Origin of the sequence: Bacillus sp. NEB1478, assembly GCF_031582965.1 — a bacterium.
Taxonomy (GTDB): Bacteria; Bacillota; Bacilli; order Bacillales; family Fictibacillaceae; genus Fictibacillus.
Genome location: NZ_CP134049.1, coordinates 3,432,782 through 3,456,598, shown reverse-complemented (window position 1 = coordinate 3,456,598; position 23,817 = coordinate 3,432,782). Strand labels below are relative to the sequence as shown.

30 protein-coding genes are annotated in these 23,817 nt (G+C 38.9%); 21 read left to right on the top strand and 9 right to left on the bottom strand.

What is annotated here, in order from left to right; genetic code table 11:
* Window positions 1-267 precede the first annotated feature (267 nt).
* From RGB74_RS17580 to RGB74_RS17565, 4 genes are all read right to left on the bottom strand, one after another.
* Window positions 268-873, bottom strand: a complete 606-nt coding sequence (locus RGB74_RS17580) for a GNAT family N-acetyltransferase (protein ID WP_310760560.1) — start codon at window positions 871-873, stop codon at window positions 268-270.
* A gap of 144 nt (window positions 874-1,017) precedes the next feature.
* Window positions 1,018-2,895, bottom strand: coding sequence for a PTS fructose transporter subunit IIABC (locus RGB74_RS17575; protein WP_310760559.1), 1,878 nt, complete (start codon window positions 2,893-2,895; stop codon window positions 1,018-1,020).
* Between the two features lie 44 nt (window positions 2,896-2,939).
* Entirely contained in the window at window positions 2,940-3,851 is a 912-nt protein-coding gene (pfkB, locus tag RGB74_RS17570) for a 1-phosphofructokinase (RefSeq protein WP_310760558.1), read from the bottom strand.
* Window positions 3,848-4,600, bottom strand: a complete 753-nt coding sequence (locus RGB74_RS17565; RefSeq protein WP_310760557.1) for a DeoR/GlpR family DNA-binding transcription regulator — start codon at window positions 4,598-4,600, stop codon at window positions 3,848-3,850. The genes pfkB and RGB74_RS17565 overlap by 4 nt, the downstream gene beginning before the upstream one ends.
* A gap of 363 nt (window positions 4,601-4,963) precedes the next feature.
* Between RGB74_RS17565 and RGB74_RS17560 the strand changes: the two genes are divergently transcribed.
* Both RGB74_RS17560 and RGB74_RS17555 read left to right on the top strand, forming a co-directional pair.
* Window positions 4,964-5,329, top strand: a complete 366-nt coding sequence (locus RGB74_RS17560; RefSeq protein ID WP_310760556.1) for a YggT family protein — start codon at window positions 4,964-4,966, stop codon at window positions 5,327-5,329.
* 163 nt (window positions 5,330-5,492) lie between these two features.
* Window positions 5,493-6,416 (top strand): S66 peptidase family protein, encoded by a 924-nt coding sequence (locus RGB74_RS17555; RefSeq protein WP_310760555.1) that lies wholly within the window; start codon window positions 5,493-5,495, stop codon window positions 6,414-6,416.
* A 187-nt stretch (window positions 6,417-6,603) separates the two neighbouring features.
* Here the strand turns inward: RGB74_RS17555 and RGB74_RS17550 are convergent, their stop codons facing one another.
* Window positions 6,604-6,945: a DsrE family protein gene (locus RGB74_RS17550; protein ID WP_310760554.1), complete on the bottom strand. Its 342-nt coding sequence runs from the start codon at window positions 6,943-6,945 to the stop codon at window positions 6,604-6,606.
* An 88-nt stretch (window positions 6,946-7,033) separates the two neighbouring features.
* Between RGB74_RS17550 and RGB74_RS17545 the strand changes: the two genes are divergently transcribed.
* Window positions 7,034-7,777: an AIM24 family protein gene (locus RGB74_RS17545; RefSeq protein ID WP_310760553.1), complete on the top strand. Its 744-nt coding sequence runs from the start codon at window positions 7,034-7,036 to the stop codon at window positions 7,775-7,777.
* Between the two features lie 42 nt (window positions 7,778-7,819).
* Here RGB74_RS17545 and RGB74_RS17540 read toward each other — a convergent pair whose 3' ends face one another.
* Entirely contained in the window at window positions 7,820-8,317 is a 498-nt protein-coding gene (locus RGB74_RS17540; protein ID WP_310760552.1) for an Hsp20/alpha crystallin family protein, read from the bottom strand.
* 12 nt (window positions 8,318-8,329) lie between these two features.
* Window positions 8,330-8,548, bottom strand: coding sequence for a spore germination protein (locus RGB74_RS17535; protein WP_310760551.1), 219 nt, complete (start codon window positions 8,546-8,548; stop codon window positions 8,330-8,332).
* 164 nt (window positions 8,549-8,712) lie between these two features.
* Here RGB74_RS17535 and RGB74_RS17530 point away from each other — a divergent pair, with 164 nt between their 5' ends.
* The 7 genes from RGB74_RS17530 to abc-f all read left to right on the top strand — a co-directional run bounded on the left by RGB74_RS17530 (window position 8,713) and on the right by abc-f (window position 12,735).
* Window positions 8,713-8,934 carry a spore germination protein gene (locus RGB74_RS17530; RefSeq protein ID WP_310760550.1) on the top strand — a complete coding sequence of 74 codons (222 nt, stop codon included), beginning with the start codon at window positions 8,713-8,715 and terminating at the stop codon, window positions 8,932-8,934.
* Window positions 8,935-8,989: 55 nt separating this feature from the next.
* Window positions 8,990-9,616, top strand: a complete 627-nt coding sequence (gerPC, locus tag RGB74_RS17525; protein ID WP_310760549.1) for a spore germination protein GerPC — start codon at window positions 8,990-8,992, stop codon at window positions 9,614-9,616.
* Window positions 9,591-9,761, top strand: coding sequence for a spore gernimation protein GerPD (locus RGB74_RS17520; RefSeq protein ID WP_310760548.1), 171 nt, complete (start codon window positions 9,591-9,593; stop codon window positions 9,759-9,761). Before gerPC ends, RGB74_RS17520 begins: the two co-directional genes overlap by 26 nt.
* Window positions 9,762-9,771: 10 nt before the next feature.
* Entirely contained in the window at window positions 9,772-10,167 is a 396-nt protein-coding gene (locus RGB74_RS17515; protein ID WP_310760547.1) for a spore germination protein GerPE, read from the top strand.
* Entirely contained in the window at window positions 10,164-10,364 is a 201-nt protein-coding gene (locus RGB74_RS17510) for a spore germination protein GerPB (protein WP_310760546.1), read from the top strand. The genes RGB74_RS17515 and RGB74_RS17510 overlap by 4 nt, the downstream gene beginning before the upstream one ends.
* A gap of 12 nt (window positions 10,365-10,376) precedes the next feature.
* Window positions 10,377-10,820 (top strand): Hsp20/alpha crystallin family protein, encoded by a 444-nt coding sequence (locus RGB74_RS17505; RefSeq protein WP_310760545.1) that lies wholly within the window; start codon window positions 10,377-10,379, stop codon window positions 10,818-10,820.
* Window positions 10,821-11,094: 274 nt separating this feature from the next.
* Window positions 11,095-12,735, top strand: coding sequence for a ribosomal protection-like ABC-F family protein (gene abc-f, locus RGB74_RS17500; RefSeq protein ID WP_310760544.1), 1,641 nt, complete (start codon window positions 11,095-11,097; stop codon window positions 12,733-12,735).
* A gap of 281 nt (window positions 12,736-13,016) precedes the next feature.
* On the opposite strand, the gene RGB74_RS17495 is transcribed toward abc-f, so the two are convergent.
* Complete coding sequence (locus tag RGB74_RS17495) at window positions 13,017-13,205, bottom strand: hypothetical protein (protein ID WP_310760543.1); 189 nt, start codon at window positions 13,203-13,205, stop codon at window positions 13,017-13,019.
* A gap of 198 nt (window positions 13,206-13,403) precedes the next feature.
* On the opposite strand from RGB74_RS17495, the gene RGB74_RS17490 reads away from it, so the two are divergent.
* A complete protein-coding gene (locus RGB74_RS17490; protein ID WP_310760542.1) occupies window positions 13,404-13,556 on the top strand; it encodes a hypothetical protein in 153 nt (50 codons plus the stop codon).
* Between the two features lie 63 nt (window positions 13,557-13,619).
* Window positions 13,620-14,267, top strand: a complete 648-nt coding sequence (locus RGB74_RS17485; RefSeq protein WP_310760541.1) for a hypothetical protein — start codon at window positions 13,620-13,622, stop codon at window positions 14,265-14,267.
* Between the two features lie 111 nt (window positions 14,268-14,378).
* Here the strand turns inward: RGB74_RS17485 and RGB74_RS17480 are convergent, their stop codons facing one another.
* Window positions 14,379-15,110, bottom strand: a complete 732-nt coding sequence (locus RGB74_RS17480; RefSeq protein WP_310760540.1) for a Bax inhibitor-1/YccA family protein — start codon at window positions 15,108-15,110, stop codon at window positions 14,379-14,381.
* 232 nt (window positions 15,111-15,342) lie between these two features.
* On the opposite strand from RGB74_RS17480, the gene RGB74_RS17475 reads away from it, so the two are divergent.
* The 9 genes from RGB74_RS17475 (at window position 15,343) to RGB74_RS17435 (ending at window position 23,814) form a co-directional block, all read left to right on the top strand.
* Window positions 15,343-16,173 (top strand): hypothetical protein, encoded by an 831-nt coding sequence (locus RGB74_RS17475; protein ID WP_310760539.1) that lies wholly within the window; start codon window positions 15,343-15,345, stop codon window positions 16,171-16,173.
* A gap of 62 nt (window positions 16,174-16,235) precedes the next feature.
* Entirely contained in the window at window positions 16,236-17,156 is a 921-nt protein-coding gene (locus RGB74_RS17470) for a hypothetical protein (RefSeq protein WP_310760538.1), read from the top strand.
* Between the two features lie 124 nt (window positions 17,157-17,280).
* On the top strand, window positions 17,281-17,751 hold the full coding sequence (locus tag RGB74_RS17465; RefSeq protein WP_310760537.1) for a redoxin domain-containing protein: 471 nt from the start codon (window positions 17,281-17,283) through the stop codon (window positions 17,749-17,751).
* 2 nt (window positions 17,752-17,753) lie between these two features.
* The gene (locus tag RGB74_RS17460; protein WP_310760536.1) at window positions 17,754-17,927 is read left to right on the top strand and encodes a hypothetical protein; all 174 of its coding nucleotides are present in this window, start codon (window positions 17,754-17,756) and stop codon (window positions 17,925-17,927) included.
* Between the two features lie 340 nt (window positions 17,928-18,267).
* Window positions 18,268-19,326, top strand: a complete 1,059-nt coding sequence (locus tag RGB74_RS17455; protein WP_310760535.1) for an SDR family oxidoreductase — start codon at window positions 18,268-18,270, stop codon at window positions 19,324-19,326.
* Between the two features lie 357 nt (window positions 19,327-19,683).
* Window positions 19,684-20,745: a ribosome small subunit-dependent GTPase A gene (rsgA, locus tag RGB74_RS17450; protein ID WP_310760534.1), complete on the top strand. Its 1,062-nt coding sequence runs from the start codon at window positions 19,684-19,686 to the stop codon at window positions 20,743-20,745.
* A gap of 117 nt (window positions 20,746-20,862) precedes the next feature.
* Complete coding sequence (locus tag RGB74_RS17445; protein WP_310760533.1) at window positions 20,863-21,264, top strand: secondary thiamine-phosphate synthase enzyme YjbQ; 402 nt, start codon at window positions 20,863-20,865, stop codon at window positions 21,262-21,264.
* 276 nt (window positions 21,265-21,540) lie between these two features.
* Window positions 21,541-22,734 carry a branched-chain amino acid ABC transporter substrate-binding protein gene (locus RGB74_RS17440; RefSeq protein WP_310760532.1) on the top strand — a complete coding sequence of 398 codons (1,194 nt, stop codon included), beginning with the start codon at window positions 21,541-21,543 and terminating at the stop codon, window positions 22,732-22,734.
* A 93-nt stretch (window positions 22,735-22,827) separates the two neighbouring features.
* Window positions 22,828-23,814, top strand: coding sequence for a branched-chain amino acid ABC transporter permease (locus RGB74_RS17435; RefSeq protein WP_310760531.1), 987 nt, complete (start codon window positions 22,828-22,830; stop codon window positions 23,812-23,814).
* The last annotated feature ends 3 nt before the right edge of the window (window positions 23,815-23,817 follow it).

Sequence of the window (23,817 nt, the reverse complement as noted above, 5' to 3'; positions counted from 1 at the left end):
GAGATTTGAAAGCAACAATCTTTTAGAAAACAGCCTTTTATTTAAATCTGGTGTTATTTAGCGGTTTTTTTACTAAAAAAGATTTCATTATCCTAGTTTTGGTTAACAAACTTAGCGAACAGACTATACCAGTACAATGATTTTCAATTAATTCCACGGTAATATCCACGGTAATTTGATTTATTCCCACGTTATTTTCAATAATTCCACGTTATTTTACAAATAGCCACGAACCGACACAAAAACTCAAAATTCGCCAACCTCGAATTATCTCACTTTTACGGTATTCATTAAATAGCTTAAATCAGTATGAGCTGCGAATTCCTCTTTTAAGATCGAATACATTTTTAAGTCGTGGTGTTTTTCTTTTGAAAACATTCCTTTTCTGATAATACCTTCAAAGGACATACCCGACTTTTCCATTACACGCTCGGACCCAATGTTTTCTAAAAAGCAGCGTGCTTGAATACGGATTAAATCCATGTTTTCAAAACCGAATTTGATTACGGCTGTCGCTGCTTCTGTCATTATGCCCATGCCCCAATAATCATGAGAAATGACATATCCGATTTCGGCACTGTTATGTGTGGGATTCCACGATACAAAATCAATCGTTCCAATAAACATTCCATTTTCTTTAAGTTCAATGCCCCATGGGGATAATTCCTTATTTTCGTATTTATTTAAAATGAATTTGATAAATTCCTTTGTGTCTGAAAGAGACTGGTGAGTATGCCAAGTAACATGTTTAGTAACTTCATCATTAGAACCGTAATAAAACATATCTTCTGCATCATCAAAAGTGATCTTTCTAAGGATTAGCCGTTCTGTTTCAAGTATTGGAAAATCGCCAAATACACTCTCAATCTCCATTAACAACACCTCCTATTGTCGAAAGTTAATTATTTCCATTATAAAGAAGTTTTGAAAAAGGTAAAGAAAAACTAGAAGGAAGCTCTTATGCAGCAAAAAAAGCCGGCTCATTTAAGTGTAATGAACCAGCTTTGATTTCAATATCTATTCTTTAATTTCTTTTTTCATCAAGCCTGCCATAGCAGCTGTTACGATAGATCCGATAGCTATAGCTGCCACGTACAACAGTGGGTTACCGTTAACGATCGGAATAACAAATGCTCCACCGTGGGGGGCTGGGAGGCCAATGCCAAATACCATGGAAAGGGCGCCTGCAATAGCTGAACCAACGATCGCTGATGGGATGACACGAGCGGGGTCTGCAGCTGCAAAAGGTATCGCACCTTCTGTTATAAAGGAAGCACCCATAATGTAGTTAGTCTTTCCGGCTTCTCTTTCAGCTTTCGTATATTTTCTTTTAAAAAGTGTTGTTGATAATGCCAGGCCAAGGGGAGGAACCATACCTCCTGCCATAATGGCCGCGTGCGGTGCATAGTTACCAGCGTCGATCATGGCAATACCGAATGTGAACGCCGCTTTATTAATCGGTCCGCCCATATCAACAGCCATCATACCGCCTAAAATCAAGCCAAGAAATACGAGATTCCCAGTCCCCATTCCTTTTAACCAGACAGTAAGAACATCGTTCAATGCTTTTACAGGTTCAATAACGACGAACATCATGATAAGTCCCGTCAGTAAAATACCGAATAGCGGATAAAGCAAAACGGGTTTGATGCCTTCTAATGAATTCGGAAGTGTACTAAATAGTTTCTTTAAACCTATTACGAGGTAACCTGCTAAGAAACCGGCAATCAATCCACCTAGAAATCCTGCACCGCCAGTAGCCGCCATCAAACCGCCTACCATACCCGGTGCAAAGCCTGGCCGGTCAGCAATACTCATCGCAATAAATCCTGCAAGTACCGGAATCATAAGAGCAAAAGCATTTCCGCCGCCAATCGTGTGCAGCGCCTCAGCTATAGGGTGGTAAGAAGGATCTTTTGGATCAAATGCTTTTATTCCGAATATGAAGGAAATAGCTATTAAAATCCCGCCGCCGACAACGAATGGCAGCATGTTCGATACGCCGCTCATCAAATGCTTGTAAAATCCGCTTCTTTCATTCTTCTTTCTATTACTCGTTTCGTCTGACGAAGTTGAGCCATTATTTCTATATACAGGTGCGTCTTGATCAAGTGCTTGCTGAATAAGTTCTTTTGGCTTGCGAATACCTTGTGCTACTGGCACTTGTATGACGTGTTTTCCATCGAAACGTGCCATGTCTACTTGCTTATCAGCTGCGACAATAATGGCATCTGCTTCTTCAATCTCTTTTTTCGTAAGAGCGTTTTTTACACCGCTCGAACCGTTCGTTTCAACTTTTAAGTTTACTCCCATTTCCTTAGCTTTTGCTTTTAAGCTATCTGCAGCCATATAAGTATGGGCGATACCTGTTGGACAAGCTGTAACAGCCAGGATTTTTTGGCGTGAGGAAGAGACGATTGGATCTTCATCCACTTCCATTTCTTTTTCTTTTGAATCGATCGCTTGTAAAATTTCTTCTTTCGTTGACGCAGATTCAAGTTTAGTTCTAAATTCCGCATCCATTAAAAAGCTGGAAAGTCTCGACAATGTCTGCAAGTGATCGTTGTTGGCGTTTTCATATGCCGCAATCATAAAAAACAAGTGAGCAGAATTGCCGTCGAGAGATTCATAGTCAATTCCCTGGATGGAGCGGCCAAAAGCGATTGCTGGCTCGCTTACAGCATTCGTTTTTGCATGAGGGATGGCGATGCCCTCTCCAATACCCGTCGTGCTTTGACTTTCTCTAGCCAGAATAGCTTTCTTGTAATCTTCTTTATTTTTTAACTTACCTGCACTATGAAGTTTGTCGATCAGTTCATCTATAACGGTTTCCTTGGATTGTGCTTGCAAATCCAGGATTATCGTGTTTTTTGTTAATAGTTCTGTTATCTTCATGTTGTTTTCCCTCCTATATGATTTTTAAAAAGTATCGAAATGATTTATAGCTTTGTGATTCTAATTTCTTCGATTAAGCTTTCAACTAGCTCTTTTGTACAGAGGTCTTCTGAAAACGCTGTTGCACTTCCAGAGGCTACTCCGACTTGGAAAGCTTTTAAAATGTCATTGGACTGGGTGATTTGAGAAAGGAAACCGGCAACGACCGAATCACCCGCCCCGACTGAGTTTTTTACTGTTCCTGCAGGTACATTTGCGAACAATACATGCTCGTTATTTAGAAAAATAGCTCCTTGATCAGCCATAGATACGATGACATTTTGGACACCTTCACCCAGCAACTTGCTGCCATATTGAACGGCATCGTCAATGCTATCGATTGTTGTTTCGAAAAGCTCACCTAGTTCGTGATGATTAGGTTTTAATAAAAAAGGTTTGAAGGGCAGAGCATTCTTAAGTGTTTCACCCGCTGTATCCAAAACAACTCGTACCTCTTGCTGCAAACAAATTTCAGCCAAGTCTGCATAGAAGTTTTTAGAGATGGAGGGTGGTATACTCCCTGCTAGTACAAGAATATCGCCTTCGGACATAGAACGGATTTTTCCGATTAAATCTTGTTGCTGTTCTGATGAAATCGCAGGACCAAGACCATTGATCTCAGTTTCTGTATCTGACTTTAATTTCACATTGATTCTAGTAGGCTCATTTACTTGAACAAAATCATTTGGGATACCCTCGTTTTTAAGAAAATCCCGAATGAATTCTCCGGTAAAACCTCCAATGAATCCTAATGCTGTACTTTTCGTACCTAGGTGGTTAAGAACGCGTGATACGTTAATCCCTTTTCCTCCTGGATACATATGAGCTGTTTCTGTACGGTTCAGATGGCCTTCTTTGAAGTTTTTTACACTGGCAACATAGTCAATCGAAGGATTGAGTGTGCACGTATAAATCATGATGTCACAACCTTTATTTCTGTCTTTTCTTGATAATCATAAGCAACGTCTTCATCGATCTCATTTGTTATAATGATCGCTTTGTTTATATCATCCACTTTTGAAAAAGTGATCTCGTTAAACTTTGAGTTGTCTGCGAGAATAAAAGCTTCCTGGGTAAGAGAGATTGCTAAATGCTTGATAGCAGCTTCTTCAGGATCAGGAGTTGTGTATCCAGCATCGAGATGAATACCGTTAATTCCCATGAAACATTTATCAAAACGGTAAGTATTTAAACTCGTTAAGGCACTGCTGCCTACGATGGCTTTTGTTTTTGGCTTTACAAAGCCCCCGACTAAATAAGTTGCGATCTTATTTTCACTTAAATAGTCAAGGTGTGATATTCCGTTTGTAACAACTGTGATGTCTTTTCCCTTCAGAAAGGGGATCATTTGCAATGTTGTAGTCCCGGCATCAATATAAATGCAATCGCCATCCTTCACGAGACTAGCTGCGTATTGAGCGATCTTTTCTTTCTCTGATAAGTTTTTTGCTGACTTTTCGGAAACGCTCAACTCTTCGCTCTTTTGGTTGAAAAGGGATGCTCCGCCATGGACCCGTTTTAGTTTTTTATCTTTTTGAAGCTGACTTAAATCCCGGCGGATAGTCGATTCCGAAGAGGATGTGGCATCAACTAATTCTTGTATCGTTACAACTTGTTTTTCACCTAATAGTGCAATAATTTTACGATGTCTTTCAGGTGTTAACATTCTGACACCTCCAACTTAGTTCTTTCATTGATGTTATTGTATCGTAAGCCCTTACATTATTCAATCAAAAACAATCACAATCATTCAAAATCAATCATTTTCATTCAGGAGAACGTTTACCCAATTTGATTATCGAGAAGACCTTTTTGAAGAGATCGGAAAGGCATATGAAGCAGAAAGCCTCCCAGTCTTAAAAGGGAAAGTTGGATGGCTGATTGCCGAATGATTCCGCAAAAGGGACTTGTTGATTATACGGTAAAATGGCTGAACAACTATGACCAAGGGGTAAGAATCAGATGAATGCTTAATAACTCGCTTAAGAGGGTATGTTAAAAACAAATCCAATGAAAAGAGGGAATTGTTATGAGACGTTCCGCAGGCGCTACAGTCGTTTCTTTTATCATCGGTATCATTCAGCTTATTTTAGTTTTACGTTTTATCTTTCAATTGTTTAATGCAAACGAAGGAGCAGCTTTTGCGCAGCTTATATACAATCTAAGTCAGCCGCTGCTATTGCCGTTTGCCGCAATTTTTCCAAATATCGAACTTTCAAATGGATTTGTCGTTGAACTATCAACGATTATTGCAATTATTGTTTATGGAGTAGTTGGTATGCTTCTAAAACGTCTGTTTCCGCCGAGAAGAGATAGAACGGTTCACAGAGAAACAGTAATTAGAGAAGATCCGACAACTGGCGAAGAGAGAATTATTAAAGAAGACCGCCGATAGGAAAACAATGCGTATGTCATATTAGTAGATGCTCTGAAGGATGTTGTAAAACATACCTTAGGGCATTTTTTTGTGTGTACTCACATGCCGATTCCAAAGCACATATGAATATGGATAGGAGATATTTTTTAAACTTTGCAGCCTTTGGAGGGAAATTTAGTCGATGGCAATTAAACCACCTGTTCTAAGACAAGGAGATACGATCGGGATTGTGACTCTCGGAAGCCCTCTAGAGGCACGTATTATAAATGAGGGCATAGCGAACTTAAGAAGCAGGGGATTCAATGTGGTCCTCGGAAAATATGTATATTCATCAAATGGTTTTCTGGCGGGTACGGATGAACAGCAGGCTTCCGATCTGATGAGTATGTTTACTAATGAGGAAGTTAAAATGATCTTGCCAACACGCGGTGGTGTAGGCGTGGCTGGAATTCTTCCGTATCTTGATTTTTCCGTTATCGAGCAAAATCCTAAGATCATCAGCGGATACAGTGATATTACGATTCTTCTGAATGTTCTTTATCAGTACGCAAATTTAACTACTTTTCAGAGTTTGCTTTTGCTTGATTTTACTAGAGGAACTCCAGATTATAACTTTCAGCAGTTTTTCTCTGCAACCGCTACACTTGTTTCACCACGTCAAATACTGAATCCGCCAGGGATGACTCTTATCGGCAAGGTGCCAGGGAATGTAACAGGGGAGATCGTTGGAGGAAATCTAACATCTTTTGTTGACTCACTTGGTACTCCTTTTGAAATCGATACAAAAGGAAAAATTTTATTGTTAGAAGAAACACATGAACCAATGAATACCATTTATCGGTATATCACGCATTTGAGAATCGCAGGGAAACTGGATGATTGTATCGGAATCGTTATGGGGGAATGCACGAAATGTGAACCGGCATACGGTAAAACGTATGAAGAGGTTATAGATGAATTTTTAGTTCCATTAGGGAAGCCTTTGATGACTGGCCTCGCTACAGCACATGGGTATTATAAAGCAGCGATCCCAATTGGTGCTAAAGTCAATATGAATTCAATAAACCAGACGCTGACGGTGATGGAAGCAGCAGTTAGTGAGTGATTGTTTTTGTCAGGTTTTGTCGACTCGGGGATATATCATGGAAACCCGTTGGATTATGGAGTAAACTCGTTGGATTATTGCGATTTCCCGTTGGATTCTATCATCCGACCAGCCATTTCAATAACGAAAAAAGACTCAAAGGCTGCTATTTAGCTGCCTCTTGAGTCTTTTTTTATCAATTTATGTATTACGCGATCGTAATCACTTCATATTTTGCGGAGAGCTCAACAAAATGTGCCATTCCTGATATTTCACCGGCAGTCATTTCGTTTTCGATGTTGTAATGATCAACACATGTTTTGCATCCGAAAACTTTAACACCTTTGTTTTCCATTACTTTTAAATGGACTGAGCAAAGAGATTGATCAGTGAGGCAGTATACGCCGCGGTTCATAAGAAAGATCGCTGCAGGCAGATCTGATTGCTGTTTTAAAACTGTGAAGTACGTTTCCATTACGTTTTCACCAAGAGACGGGTCATTACCAGTACCAAACGAATCTGTCGTTACGAGAATGATTTTATTTTGCATTGTTAGAACACCTCTTTTTATGTGAATTATACCATGCTTTGGGTAGACTTAAACCAATTAGGTATATTAGTAAGAGGAGGGTGATCAAATGAATGAATCTCTTTTTACAGTTATAGAAAAGAAAGAAGGACGAAGAGCTACGTTCGAAGTCCTTGAATATAATCAACTGCCAGTCACAAGCGCCGGTTCGAGTTCCTCTTATTATGCAAAAGAAACAGGAGTTAAGCTTAAACAGGTGAGAATCACATTGCGTCAAGGTGCTGTCCAGGCAGAAACTGGTGCTCTTCAGTTTATCAAGGGTGATCTGCAGATGAAAAGCAACGCAGGCGGAGTAGGGGGCTTTATGAAAAAAGTAGCCTCAAATATTTTAACGGATGAATCTTTGTTCAAGCCGTTATATGAAGGAACAGGCGAAATATATTTGGAGCCTTCATATGGCCATTATTTATTATTAGATCTGAACGAAGAAGAGGTAGTAGCGGATAAAGGGATGTTTTACGCGGCAGAACCTTCCGTTCATTTAGGTGTAGCGAGACAAAAGCTCATGTCATCCATTAAAGGTGACGAAGGTTTGTTTCAAACAAAATTAAATGGATCAGGATTCGTTGTTCTCCAAAGTCCCGTTCCGCTACAGCAAATTATGAAGGTGGAGCTTAACGAAGAAAAATTGCAGGTAGATGGTACATTTGCCTTGTTAAGAAAAGGGGATATCGACTTTAGAGTGAAACGCGCATCATCGTCTATCGTCGGATCTGCAACGAGCGGTGAAGGGTATCTGCATATTTTCGAAGGAACTGGAGAAGTTTGGCTGGCGCCGACATTAGGACGATAAAAAAATGGCTCCTCTTAAGAATATAAGAGGGCCATTATTTTTTTACTCCTCAAAATCACCAGCGTCAACACCGGCATCATTTTCGGTTACTACTTTTATCGGCACAACAGGGTTTGGTTCTGGTGCATCCGTTTTGTTAACCGAAATCATTAATATTCCATTGTTGTATTGTGCATTTACATCTTCGTTTCGGAATGTAAAAGGCACTTGAACAAAACGCTCGGTTTTCTTTGTAGCACGTGTTTTGTGAAATTGACCAGTCTTGCTGTTTTTGACAGATTGGGCCTCTTCGTTTTGAGCTTTAATCTGCAGCCCTTGATTAAGAACTTCTATGCTGATGTCTTTGGGTTGATATTCCTTTAGATTTGCATAAATTCTATAATCTTGAGGAGTTTCTTCTGTATCTACCTCAAACGATAATTGCGCTGCGTATTGCTCGAATTGAGTCATCCCTTTATTTACAAATTGCTCAAACGATTTTAGCCAGTCATCCATAGAACGGTTATTAAAAAAAGGCATTAAAGGACCTTTTCCAAACATACACTATTCCTCCTACGCATTTCCGGCATTGTTGGAATCAAATACATCAGGATCTAATGTATTAGTAGCACTGACAACTGAAATGGTTTGAATAAAATTGCCCGTATTTCCGCCGCCGGAACCATTGTAGCCTTTACCAGACGTTTTAGGATTGATCACTAAGGTATCCCCAAAGTTCACCACCCCTTCAGCAGCATTTATATTGATTGGTGCAACAATCAAGCAGGGCACTCTAACACCTCCCTTTTCTATAAAAACTCATTAAACGATTGTGACGTCGTCCTTTGCTATAGCTTATGTAGGTAGAAGCCTAAAGGTGAAAGGTGGTTACAGTTGTAACCGAAATGTGGGCGGTTGCATAGGATGTGTGTAGAAATGAAAAAGGATGAGCGCATATGCCGGCAGTCGTTGGAAAGATAAGTGTCAATTCAGTATCAAGCGGATCTGTTTTTCATATCGGCGACGTCCAGACGATCTGTCCCGTCAGTTATTCAAAAACTTACGCTGGAGCGGGGTCTTTTAACACGGGTGATAACCTGCGTGTACACAACGGTTACAGTGTTACGTACACCCAAGATCCTGATATAAATGACAATAACAGTGTGGGTAATTTATAACTGACATGCAAATTCCTCAGTAAGAGAGCATAAATCTTACTAAGGAGCTGATTGTATGCATGAGGAAAACAATTACTATTTAAATAAACTTCAGCAGATGATTTATGAGCAAAATGAAAAGATTTATGAGCTTGAAAAACAAGTGAATCAGCTGAAAGAGCAACTGAAAGAAATAAATACAAAACCGCAAAACGTAGAATACACGTTTGAACAATTAAAAATTGAAAAGCTTGAAGGGACGCTTCATATTGGTCTTGGTCATTCTGCCGAAAGTAAAGATCTGATCGAGCAATTTAACGTGGGACAAAATACGCTCCAGATGCCTCAACAGCAGCAAATGCGCGCCAGTATCGAGAATCCGGGCTACCGGGAAATGTTAAAAGCGATGGATGAATTTTTCGTTAAAGAGGTTCCTGTTTACTTACGGTCCCTGGAGACGAAAACAAAAGTTCCACTGGATGATGCATACAGGGTTTTTATCTTGGAGGATGTACAGCGGCAAGTGCCCGGCAGGATCAAACATTACTTAACAAAGTATGAGCCGAAAGATGAAAGAGGACGAAAAGATATTCTCCAAAAAACGAAAGAAGACATTTATCGCGGAATTGAGACGTTTATCGTGCATTTAAAAGAATCAAATTCTGGGGGTGAAGACAGTGAACTTTCACGTAACAAACCATGAGCTTTTTGTCGGTGAGATTTATATTGTGGGGGTCGGTCTATCATCTGTATTGCTGATTGGTGACGTGGATTGCATCAGCTTAGGCTCTGCCTTTGACACACCGCCGGAATCTCTCGTTTTAGGAACTTCACTCGTACCGCTGTAAGAGGTGAATTATGTATCGTACATCAATGGTTAACGAGGTAAAATTAAATTCCCTGACATCGGCATCTGTTCTCAGATCGGGTGATACAGAAAAAATTGAATCCTATGCAGCTGTTTTAGCTGTACAGCGAGAAAGTACCATTTATGGAACGTTTGATCTCCACTTTAAAGATTACGATCTTTTTCAGCAAAAGGTATTAGTTCCTGTATGTCCATCCGTTAATGTTAAGAAAACGTTTAATGCGGTCCCTTTTATCAAAGTAGGAAAAGTCGATATTATCGGGGTTTCGAGTTCATCTGTGCTGCATATCGGCTCTGTAAATAAAATAACATTGCAATCACGTGTAAAGCATATCAGAAATTATATGAAAAATCCTTTTCAAAATGAAGAGGAGGAGGGTGCATGAATTTATTTGTCAGTCAGACCATTGTGATTCAGCAATTAAAAGTAGAAGGAATTCAAAATTCATCTGTGCTCCAGATCGGCAGTGCAGGTATGATTCAACCAATCTCGCAATTATATAACACAGGCAAATACACCGGCCCAGCTCCTCTAATCACTCCGTCTGAAGTTCCTACTGTACCGCTTGGGCCGCCTTCTTAAGAGGTGAATGGGATGGATACATGGAAACAAATGATGGATTGGAAAAGAATGGCCGAACAATATTTTGGAGATCAATTTTTCACGCCTGCTGAAGCTCCAAGTGCTGAAGCGGCAAGAAATAATGATCCTTTTTGCAATATTTACGAAACAGCTCAAGAAATATGCTGTGTTCTTGCTTTACCTGGACTTAATCGTACAGAAGATGTAGAAGTGTTTGTGGATGCTTCTAAACTGACTGTACGTGGAAAGCTTTCGATCGTACTTGATTCGTATAAATTAAATAAAGAAGAATTTCAGCTTGGTGAATTTAACAGAGTGATCGATCTGCCGGTTAAAGTTCTTCAAGAGCCGATTCAAGCCTTTTATCGAAAGGGATTATTATTTATACGAATGCTTAAAGACCACAGAGCTGCAGAGAACCAGCAAAGAGTGCATTTAAGATGGGTTCAAGAATGATGAAGAATAGGCTTGACGACTCATTAGGTTATCGCTTACAATTTAGAAAAATAACGGAAGGAACAGGTGTAAACGTCCAATGCGCAATTAATCTTATCTTTTAGCCAATTACTTAAATAAAAAGTAGAACGCTAGATAGGATTTCTCTGCCCATTTTTAGGACTCGACAACATACCTGTTTTTTTGTGCCCAAAAACTCCTTTGTTTGGTTTTTTTGGCAGTCTAAAAATATGTGTTGGGGCAGACCTCTCTAGTGAAACTAGGAGGTTTTTTTATGTTGTTATTAGAAGCGATTGGATTGGAAAAATCATATAAAGGCAAGTTGATATTGAAGCAGTCGGAACCGTTCCAGCTCTATAAAAAAGACCGGATTGGATTAGTCGGATTAAATGGTACCGGAAAATCGACGTTCTTGAAACTGCTAACTTCTGCTGAGCATGCAGATGCGGGAATAGTCCAGCAATTTGGTACGTTTGCAGTTGTAAGCCAGCTGGAGGAAACAGAGCAAAAAATCACTTCAAAAAGTGCCAGTCAATGGAATTTAGAAGGTAAGTCTTTTAACACGATGAGCGGCGGTGAAAAGACACGTACACAGATTGCCGCGGCACTTGAGCAAAGACCTGATACTCTCTTTTTAGATGAACCGACAAGCCATCTTGATGTTGAAGGAATGGATCAGCTGGCAAAAGTGCTGAATCATCATAATGGAGCTGTAATGCTTGTCTCGCATGACAGAGCGTTTCTTGATATGGTTTGTACAAAAATTATTGAACTCGATCAACAGACCTTCACAGTATACAACGGTAATTACTCCGAATATCTGGTGCTAAAAAAACAAAAAGAAGAGCGTCAGCAGTTTGAGTTCGATCAGTATGTAAAAGAGAAAAGAAGATTGGAAAAAGCTGCAGTTGATAAAGCTTCAAAAGCGAAATCGGTAAAAGATAAACCGGCGCGAATGTCACATAAAGAAGCTAATCTAGGAATCGCCAAAGTGCAAGGTGCCAAAAAGTCGATGGAGAAAACGGTTAAAGTTATCGAAAAAAGAATCGAGATGCTGGATAAAAAGGAAAAACCAAGAGAACAGCCGCAAATTGACTTTGATATCCAGCGATTCTCTGTTATCCACGGAAAACAAGCATTTGCAGTCAAAGATCTATCTATCTCGTTTGGTGAACGTCAGTTGTTTGCCCAACTATCATTTGCGGTAAAGCCGGGAATGAAGGTTGTATTGACAGGGAAGAACGGAACGGGAAAATCAACATTGCTAGAACAGATTTATAATGGGAATAACGCGATAGAAAAATCGAAACAGTTGAAAATCGGCTACTTTCACCAGCACTTAAATATTCTCGATGAATCCAAAAGTATTTTGGAGAATGTGATGGAAAACAGTTTATATGAGGAAACGTGGGTAAGGACCATTTTGGCGAGGCTGCTTTTTAAACGGGAAGATGTATTTAAAAAGGTGGAAGTGTTAAGCGGCGGTGAGCGGATGAAGACGGCACTTGCGAAGCTTTTTCTAAATGATTATAATATACTGCTGCTGGACGAACCTACGAACTATATGGATTTGTTCACACGTGAAGCATTAGAAGAGGTTCTTGCTGCGTATCCAGGTACATTTATTCTGGCTACCCATGACCGCAGGCTGATGGAAAGAACGGCAACACATGTACTGGAAATCCAGCCGCCAAAGGTAAAGTGGTTCGAGGGAAGCTATTCGGAATTTAAAATGAATGATAGAAAAGTGAAACAAAAACAACCCAAAAATGAAGAAAAGCTAATGAAGCTGCAGTTTGAAATGACTGAGCTAATCGGCCAGTTGTCGATGTGCCAAAAAGAAGAGGAAAAAAGACAGCTTGACCAAAGATATCAAGAAGTGATTAGGGAAATCAGACTGTTAAAAGCACAATAAAATGAAAATGAGACTCAACCATTGAAATTTTGTGGTTGAGCCTGTTTATTGAGGAAAAAATAAGAGCGCATTCTCTCTGAGAAAAACAAACTTAATAGGTGAATGTGATAATCCAACAAACAAAGGGGTCAATCCAACAAACATGTGTGATAATCCAACAAATGAAAGAGCTAATTCAACAAACGTACTAAATTCATTAAAAAGTGTGCATCTGGAAGCGACACTTATAATACTTTAAATGAAGAAGAGACTGCTCGCGAAATCAGGTCAGCCTCCTTCTTCTATTTATCTTCCTCTTGTCCTGCTACTGTCGGCGGTTCTTCTTGAGATGTGACGTCAGTATCGTATCCGATTTGTCTCAAGTCTTCTGGATTGGCGATGGTGCCGCCAGCCATGCCTTCATTGATCATTCGATCGATATCCAGATAAAGTTCGTCTTTTCCTTCATGTGATTTATCTCTATTCGTCATCTTACAAACATCCTTTCTGTTTTTTTTAGGATGTTTTATTTTGCCCTTAAAAAATGGATTCAAACCGGTTAAGATATTCCTTGAAACTTAAATGGGAACCGACGTAAATAATACATAACTATTCTTGTTTTTTACGTTATGAACTCAGGCAATTTGGGAATATAACATGGAGATATTTAATAAGGGTGGGTAAATGAAATGAACGATTATCACATAAAGATTGAAGATTATTTGAAGCTTTTAAAACGCAGATATAAAAAAGGGAGACTTCAAGCGAAACAATATAGGAAACGAATGGAGCTCATTCATTTGTGGCATATTCGGGGAACGGTGAATGTTCCGAAAGAATAATTAAAAGAAAGTCTTTCTTAGACGATAAATGGGATAGACACGTCTTGATATGGCAGGTGCAACATGATTAAATCGAATCTTACATTTACTAAAGCTGAACATACGAAATATGATTATATCTTTCATATCACGTTTGCCTTGCTTCTTTGCTTTTACAGTTTTCTAATCCTGTTTTCCAGTCAGCTGCTGGGAGGGGTGTTTTTTATTAGTGGATTAGCGCTTCTGGCTTTTACCGTTTGGAAAGGAATCAAAACTTTTCAATCTGTATTTGGAGTAATCGTATTACTTTGTCTCTTGTTTTTCAGCAGACTGCTCTGGATGAATGCCTTTTACGTTCTGCCTGTTTCTTTTTATGAAATTTTTCAAGCTTTATTTTTCATTGAATTCGGGATGGGACTTGTATTGCTTTATAGCTTAATTACAAAAGCAGTTCCCTTCTCCAGAGGAAATTTAAATTTCATTATCCATGGCAGCTATTTTCTGACAGGGTTATTACTCATCACATATACTTGGCTATATAGCTATGGAGCGGTGATGCAAGGAGATTATATAAGGCTGATTTGGGCAGTGCTCATCCTTATTCTTTGGTGCGGATTGTATGTTTTTCAGTATTTTTTCGATGGCAAAAAAATAATGACTTCTGCATTATTTGTCCTAAATATAGGAGTAGGATGCTGGTCATTTTATAGGTGGATTCATATTTTCACATAGAAAAAGAGAAAGCCGAATAAGGCTTCTCTTTTTTTTATTTGACTTAAACTTTGCAGCTATTTTCAGGCGGGGCTTTTGTAAAGAACTAGGATCTTTTAAAAAAACTTATTTTTATCTATCTTTTAGTTTTGCAAGCAAGTGGAGTATTTCGAAATATAGCCAGATTAATGTAACGATCAATCCAAATGCTCCGTACCATTCCATATATTTCGGCACTCTTTGATTTGCTCCATTTTCAATAAAATCAAAATCTAGAACTAAGTTTAGTGCCGCTATTACAACTATAAACAAGCTGATTCCAATGCCGATAGGTCCTGAACTATGAAGGTATGGAACGGCAATTCCGAAAAAGCTTAAAATAAAACTGGTTAGATAAACGAGCATGATACCAGCTGTGGCAGAAAACACAATTAACCTGAAATTGTGTGTCACTTTTATAATGCGGGTAGCATAGGCAAACAAAAGAGCTAATAAAGTTCCAAATGTTAAAGCTACAGCTTGAATCGTAATGCCATTAAATTGTGATTCAAAGGTAGCTGAGATCCCGCCGATTGCAAGACCTTCAAGTGCCGCATAAACAGGAGCGAGCAATGGTGCTGTTTTTGGGACAAAGGATACGATTAAAGCTGTAATCAATCCACCTAATAAACCAATCATGATCAGATGTCCTACTGAATTTCCAATGCTATATTGATGCCACGTATAAAATGCCGAGGCCATCAAGATGACGAGCAAAATAAATGTTTTCGAAACCGTTCCTGAAAGTGTCATCTCTTTGCCTGATGACATGCCTCTATATTTTTCAAAAGTTGAACGCTTTAACGCAGGGTTTGCACTTCTCATTCTAACTGCCTCCTTGGACTTTCTGCTTTCCTGTTTTCAAATATACGATATAGAATTGTTAAAGTTTCATGATTGTACACTTTTACTTCTCATCATTATAAGACAAAATTCCCGTTGCATTTTTTTGAAATTATGGTCCATTAGGGAATAATGACTATTTTGGACAAAGACCGACAAAAATCACATATTTTGGGTGTAATATATAGAGATATAAAGAAGGGAGGTGAAAAAGATGCGAATACGAAACCTCTTTATTCAGGGCTTAATTGCAGGTGCGGTTCTTTTTATTCCGACAGCCGTTTTTGCTGAAAAAGGTGAGCAAGGAAGAAGCCAGCCAGATGCACAGCAGCATGGACAGTTTACTGCACAAAGTAAACAATCTTCCGAGCAGAACCGCCAGACAAATGATGAGCGTAATAAGAGTACTGAACGATCTAATAACAAAAATGTTTCAGCATCAAAAGCTCAAAAAAGTCCGGAAAAGCAGCATGTTCAAGTTAAACGTAAGCAATCCGAGGTTTCTAAGACTAAACTTTCTCAGCAAAGCAGACAACAGAATGAAAATGAACACAATAAGTTGAAAAGGCAACAAATAATTCAACTTCCGAATGCTGCACCTGTCGTACATAAGAGAATCATATCGACGCCTAGTACTAAACAACCTTCTGTGAAGCCGGAAAAAATGACAGCGGCAAAAAATCGTATGGTCAACGAAAGCAAAAAGGCAACATTACCTGCTGAGCGGTCAACAAGTAATCCTGTCCACGGTGAACAGATCAAACGGGTTCAAAAGATTCCTTTGGATTTCCCGCTGGATAAAAGTACTGAACAACCGGATACGACGGTAATCCCGGTGAATGCTGGTCAAAATTCTACACATTCCTCACAAACAAATGATGGAGGAATGGGGGCTGCCAATATTGCCAGCATAAAGGCAAGCTTGTCTTTACCAGTTATTTTTCAGGATGGTGAAAAGGTTTTTGTGTATTTTAGCAGATTGGACCTCTTAAGAAGTCAATGGGTGAACGCACCGCCTTCAAAACCGCCGAAATCAGCTCTTTAATTTTTCATGGAGATATAGTGTTTTAAAAACCAACCATTTGAAAATTAAGGAGCGAAATAAAAATGAAAAAAATGAATCGTGTATTTGTAAAATCTTTTGTATTTGCTGGAGCATTAACGCTTGCAGCAGTGATTGGAACAGGATCAGCTGAAGCATCTGGAAATCATGGGGATCGTTCAGAATCTCAGGGAACTGTTCAGGCAAAAGACGAATTTTACGGAAAACATAATCAAAAGCCTGTTGCAAAAGAAAGTCACAACAGATATGTAAAACATGAAAATCATGCAAAACCACAAAAGGCTGAAAAAGTGCAACAGCCAGTCAAAGCAGAAAAACCAGTAAAAGTTGTAAAACCGGTTAAAGAAGAAAAAGCTGTTAAAGAAGAAAAAGCTGTTAAAGAAGAAAAAGCTGTTAAAACTGAAAAGCCTGTTAAAGACAAAAGCCATTCTCAAGGTGCAGAACATGCAAGTGAAACGGCAAAATTACATGCAAATCCAAACTCAGCTATATTTGCAGTTGATACTGAAAAAGAAGAACCAGCAGTAGAAGAACCTAAAACGGATGAGCCGGTTGAGGTTGTAGTTGAAACACCTGCAGCTGAAGATGATACAGATGCAACTGAAGTTGAAGCTCCTGCTAATACAGACACTGAAGAAGCTACAGAAGATGAAGTGTCTGACGATCAAGATGCGACTCATGAAGAAGATGCTGATGAAGATACTGAAATAGAAGAATTTAATAATGGTGAAAAAGTAAAAGAAGTAATCGCTCTGTTAAATAAGATTCGTTCATTGGTACTTGAGAATGCAACTGAAAATGACAAGCTTTATGAAGCGATCAATGCGGCAATTTTAGCATTTGAAGAAGCATTAAAGGAAGATGCAGCTGATGATGCAGATGCGCCGGCAGTACCGAAAGAGGAAGACGAAGACGATAATGATAATGATAATGATGAAGTAGAAGTTGAAGTGAGCACTTTATAAGTTTTTTCAAAAAGTCAGGGACCTGTTCCCTGGCTTTTTACGTTTAAATAACAATCCAAATTTTCCACCGTTTTCTTTTATAGGAAAAGGGAATTCTAAATATGAGAAGCAAATTGGAGGTGGTTTGTTGTTAAAAACAGGCGATTTGGCACCGGATTTCACATTGCCATCCACATTAAAAAAAGACATTTCTTTAAGTGATTTTAGAGGAAAGAAAAATGTGCTGGTAGCCTTTTATCCACTTGACTTTACACCTGGCTGAATAAAAGAAATTACCTCTTGGAAAGAGGATTACCAAAGATTTGAAGGTGCCAATACGGAAGTACTGGCAATCAGTGTAGATCACATTTATTCTCATAATGTATTTTCTGCGAGCCTCGGGACCCTTCCTTATCCGCTTTTGGCTGATTGGCATAAAAAAGTAACGAAAGAGTTTGGCGTTTTGAATGAAGAAAACGGAACAGCTAATCGATCTTGCTTTGTCATCGATAAAAACGGAATCATCAAATTTTGCAATCATAAATTTGATGCGAATGAGAGAATTCAGTATGAAGATATATTTAAAGCATGCGAAACATGTGGAAAGGAAGACTGACGTTGGATTTTGAACAAAAAAACAGCAATAATGGTGAAAATTTAACTGCAAACGCAGAGAAAAAGATTAATGAATTTTTTTACGGAGAAGAACGTGAAGAAGATGACAATTTAAACGAATTAGTTAATAACGGACTTTCATCCATCTATATGGAAAAGTCAGAAGATGAAAAATAAAAAATCCGATAAACCTTCCTGTATGAACTTCGAGACAGGGAGGTTTTTTTAGTGAGGAAAGGTTAATTAAACTTTTTTGAATCGTATTCCCAGAGTTTTTGTCGATAATAACAGACTTTTAATTGGTAAACTCACATTTTTTTATCACATTCTCACACTTTTTAGCTAGATAGCCACGAGTCTGCAATATTCCACATCCAACACCGGCTACCCGCTACTAGCCAAAATCCGATCTGGGAAAATGTTGAATTCCTGTGACATTTTTATATCAGCCAACTTCCTTAAAAATCTTATGTTACTATTAGGAGGAAATATGAAGTTATAGGGAAGGATAGGCTTAATGAATATATTTCTTACCGGTGCAACCGGGTTTTTAGGTGGACGTTTAATTCAAAATCTAGCTCGTGAAGGTCATACGCTGTATGTTTTGGCTCGCAACCTTCAAAAAGCAGAAGAATTACTTAAAAAAACAGCCGATTTTAAAGGCGAAGTGCATATTATAAAAGGCGATATTACAACCCCTGATTTGGGGATCGATAAAGAATCACAGCAAGAACTTATTCATAATGTAGATGTGTTCTATCATATGGCTGCTCTTGTAAAATTCGACTTGGACTTAGAAGATGAGCTTTTTGCAATAAATTACGAAGGTACAAGGCATGCGCTGGACGCAGCAAAAAAGTTTGGTGTCTCGCATTTTTATTATGTGAGTACGGCATATACTCTCGGAAAAGAAGAGTTTGCAAAGGAAGAACTGCATCCTTTAAACAGCTCATTTAACAATCCTTATGAAGAAAGCAAATGTAAGGCAGAGCATCTATGTTTGGAATATAAGCAATCCTACAATGTTACGATATTAAGACCTGCGATCATAGTCGGTGATTCGCAAACAGGGGAAGCTGATTCCAAATTTACGCTGTACGGATTAATGAGAAGTCTTGAAGTCTTTAAGAAGCGTTTTCAGCGCAAAGGACTTGGCAACAAGGTATTCCATTTGTTATGTGAGGAAGGCAGTACTCAAAATCTGGTGCCTGTTGACTACGTGGCAGAAATTTTATCTGATGTTCTGCTAAAGGGAAGAGAAAACCAAATCTATCATATAACGAACAGCCATCCGCCATTGAGTGCAGATGTCTTTCAAATTATGAGAACAAAAGCAAATTTGCACCCGTTTAAACTTGCTCCATATTCCTATGAACAGCATCTAGATCAAGATGAGAAAAACTTAAACAAGATGGTTGACGTTTATAAAAATTATTTGAATCGCAAAATCATTTTTGACGACTCAAATACACAACAATTACTGAAGGCATTTGATAAAGAACCGCTATTAATGAATGAAGAGATGATCAACAGGATTATTGAAGGGTATCGCGAACACAATTTAATAACAAATTAAATTCATCTATTTACAAAAATTGCATATACTGATATAGTGGTGAAGGAAATAATATTCTAAAAATTTTGAAAGCCCAAGGAGGTATGTATCATGAGACAGCTTAATGGATTTACGTCAGAGAGTGTTATGTATTGTGTACAGCCTATTGGGACAATGAAGAACTGCAGATAAATTTAATTCTGCATGTTATTAGTATTCTTCGTTTAAATTTGTCATTTAACCATGGGCTGTACACACAGCTCATGGTTTTTTATATGGAATAAGGGTATTTGTGCACTCTTATTTTCAGTAAAGAACCGTTCTTCAGCGGTTCTTTTTTTATTAAAAAATAACAACATTTATTCGGAGGGTACTAAATTGAATTTAAAATCATTAGGTTGGAATCAAACATTTGAAGAGTCTTTTCAAGAATATAATAATCAAGCACTTGTTCCTGGAAGGATCAGCATTGAACATAAAGGTTTGTACAGAGTTCTGACAGAGAACGGCGAATTGCTTGGAGAAATTACCGGAAAAATCCGGTTTAACGCCGAAGGAAGACAAGACTATCCGGCAGTAGGAGACTGGGTGGCTGTCCAAGCCAACCCATCAGAAGGAAAAGCTTATATCCATGGAATTTTGCCTCGGAAAAGCAAATTTTCCAGAAAAGCAGCAGGAGTGACGACAGAAGAACAGATCGTGGCGACTAATGTAGATACTGTCTTTTTAGTAAACGCATTAAATCAAGATTTTAATTTACGCCGGTTGGAAAGGTACTTGTTAATGGCATGGGAAAGCGGAGCAGCGCCAGTTATAGTGCTCAGTAAGGCTGATCTTTGCGAAGATATTCAAAGCATCATCGATGAAGTTGAATCAATCGCTTTTGGAGTTCCGATCTTTTCAGTCAGTTCAGAAACAGGAATGGGTATTGATGCACTTTCTGATTTTATAAAGGAAGGACAGACTGTAGCGCTGCTTGGTTCATCTGGTGTAGGCAAGTCAACTTTGGCAAATAAACTATTCGGCAGTGAAGTTTTAAAGACAAACGAGATACGTGTAGAAGATGGAAAAGGAAAACACACAACAACTCATCGTGAACTGCTTGTCTTAGATAGCGGCGGTATTTTGATAGATACACCGGGGATGAGGGAGCTTCAGCTTTGGGAAGGCGACAGCAGCTTGAGTCAAAGTTTCCAAGATGTTGAGTCAATAGCTGACCAATGCCGGTTCCGTGACTGTTCACACAATAATGAACCTGGTTGCGCTGTACAATCTGCTATTGAAACAGGAGATTTGGATGAAGATCGATATAACAGCTATTTAAAACTGCAGCGTGAAATGGCTTACTTCGCTAGAAAAGAAGACCAGAAGCTTGCGCTTGCTGAAAGAGCGAAGTGGAAAAAGATTGCTGGGGACCGGACGCGAGTTAATCGAAAATAGTTTCTAGCAAAAACGAGCTGACTTCTTTAATGGGGAGTCGGCTTTTCATTTTCCTATGAGATAAAATAAGCACAATTAGGGAATCATCAATTATAGAATACTAGAGGAGGGATTTTAGTGGCTCAAAAATTCACGATTCAAACACACCAGCGTGATGAAATGTACGAAATTACCACATCGCTGCAAGCTTATGTTGAGGAACAGCATATCGATGATGGCGTACTGTATGTGTATTGTCCCCATACGACTGCGGGTATCACAATCAATGAAAACGCGGATCCGGATGTTGTGAAAGATATGCTGATGAAGCTGGATGAGGTTTATCCATGGGAACACCCTAAATACCGTCATGCGGAAGGAAATTCTGCTTCGCATTTAAAAGCAAGTACAGTAGGTTCCTCTCAGGTTGTAATGATTGAAAATGGTGAATTGCTGCTCGGAACATGGCAAGGCATCTATTTTTGTGAGTTTGATGGTCCTAGACATAGGAATTATTATGTGAAGATTTTACAAAAGTAGGATTGAGTCGATTTTAGCAGTCAAATAGTCCTGAAACTATAATCAAATATTGCATATGACAATATTAACCCGCTGAGAAATCAGCGGGTTTTTCTGTGATAAAGCATTAAAGGTAGCGACATATAATACATTTTGTTGAATAATAGGGAATTTATTTTAATTTAAAATAAAATATCTATTTTTTCTAAATTTTAGTTGTCTATCTAGTAATATTCATGTAAGATTTTTTTAAATAGTAGCAATTATCTAAATTTTCTAACAAGGGGGATTTTCTACATGGGGATGAAAAGAGGGTTAAAAGTATTAGCAGCTTCTGCATTATCTTTAGGTCTTTTAGCAGGCTGTAATGCTTCAGGCGGGTCTGGAAGCAGCGGTGGCGGAAGCGGAAAAGTAATTAAGATTGCTACACAAACTCCGTTATCAGGAGGAAGTGCAACACTGGGTGAATCTATTAAACTGGGTGCACAGCTTGCATTAGAAGAGAATAAAGATAAGTTTGATAAATTGGGATATAAGCTTCAGCTCGTTCCTTACGACGATCAAGCTGATCCGAAAAAAGGAGTAGCAAACGCTAACCTAATCGGTTCTGACAAGGCGATCCTAGGGGTTGTCGGTCACTTGAATTCAGGTGTATCTATTCCATCATCTGAAGTTTATGAAAAATACAAAGTGCCTATGGTTTCTCCGGCTAACACAGCTACAGAAGTTACAGATCGCGGACTTAAGACGGTAAACCGTATCGTTGCGCGTGATGACTTCCAAGGTCCAGCAGGAGCAGACTATGCAATCAATAAGCTGGGAGCTAAAAAGATCTTTGTTGTTCAAGATAAAACGGCTTACGGAACAGGTCTTGCAGATGCCTTCAAAAAAGCGGCTGAAGACGCAGGTGCAGAAATTCTTGGTTATGAAGGGATCACGGTTGGAGAAAAAGACTTTAACGGTGTTCTTACACAAGTATTATCCAAGAAACCTGACTTAGTATTCTTCGGTGGACTTTATACGGAAGGCGGTCAATTAATCAGACAAGCACGTGATAAAGGCATCGACATTCCATTCATGGGCGGAGATGGAATGGATTCTTCCACTCTAGTTGAAATCGCCGGTGATGCGGTAAAGAATGTTTACTACACGTCTGTAGCAGCGGATGCTAGCAAATCGTCTGAAGGACAAGATTTTGCTTCCAAGTACAAAGATAAATTCAATAAAAATGTAGAGTCTTATTCGGCTTATGGCTATGATTCAATGAGCGTTCTATTACATGGTCTAGAAGCAGCGATTAAAGGCAATGACGGAAAGCTTCCATCTCGTGAAAAAGTAACGGAAGAAGTTCGTAAAGTACAAGATTTCCAAGGTGTTGTAACTAAAGTTGGATTTGATGATAAAGGGGATAACAAGTACGCGAAAGTTTATATCTATAAATTCAGCGAACCTAAATATCCAGGTGTTCAAGAAGGCGAAATTAGTAAGTAAACCGATGTTTACACGAGAGGGAGTGACCCTAATGGCCATCTCCCTCTTCTTTTTTCCACACATACATCCTAGTTGTGAAAGAGAGGAAAAGTTATGTTAGCTGACATTTTGCACACGCTGCCCCAAGTTCTTGTAGATGGTTTAGCACTTGGCGCGATTTATGCGGTTATTGCACTTGGGTATACGATGGTTTATGGAATTCTTGAACTTATCAATTTTGCTCATGGTGAAATTTTTATGACGGGAGCATTCATTGGTGTTGCCATGCTTATTCTGATGACGGGAATGGGATGGATCGCCTCAATGCCTGCCATACTTGCTCTAATTCTTGTTTTGATCGTTACCTCGATTTTAACGGGATTCATGGGAGTGGGAATCGAACGTCTGGCATACCGGCCACTAAGGAATTCTCCTAAGCTCATCACGTTAATCTCGGCAATCGGTGTATCATTTTTGCTTCAGGATTTAGTTCGATTTATTACAGAATATAAGCGCGGGAATTATATCTTAACGGGTCCATCGATGTTTAATGAAAAGTTTACGCTTAAATTTTCTAGTCTTTCTTCATCTTTCAGTGATGCATTTTTTAAAACTTCAACACTTATTCTAGTCGTTGCAGTAGTAATTATGATGATCGGTCTGGACTTTTTCGTAAATAAAACAAAATGGGGAATGGCGATGAGAGCTGTCGCTCAAGACCGTGAGACAGCATCCCTCATGTCAATCAACGTAAACAAAGTCATTTCTTTAACCTTCTTTATAGGGTCTGCCCTTGGGGGAGCTACTGGTGTTCTATTTGCAGTTCAGTATGGAACAATTGATCCTTATATTGGATTCATTTTAGGGCTAAAAGCATTTACAGCTGCTGTATTAGGCGGAATCGGGAACATTCGCGGGGCGATGGTTGGTGGTCTTATGCTGGGATTGCTAGAAATGTTTGCTGCGACAAATCTTCAGCTTTTAACAAATGGCGTTTTCGGAGCAGAGTACAAAGATGTTTTCGCATTCGCAATCTTAATCGTAGTTCTTATTTTCAAACCAGAAGGACTGTTTGGAAAAGCAGTTACAGAGAAAGTGTAGGTG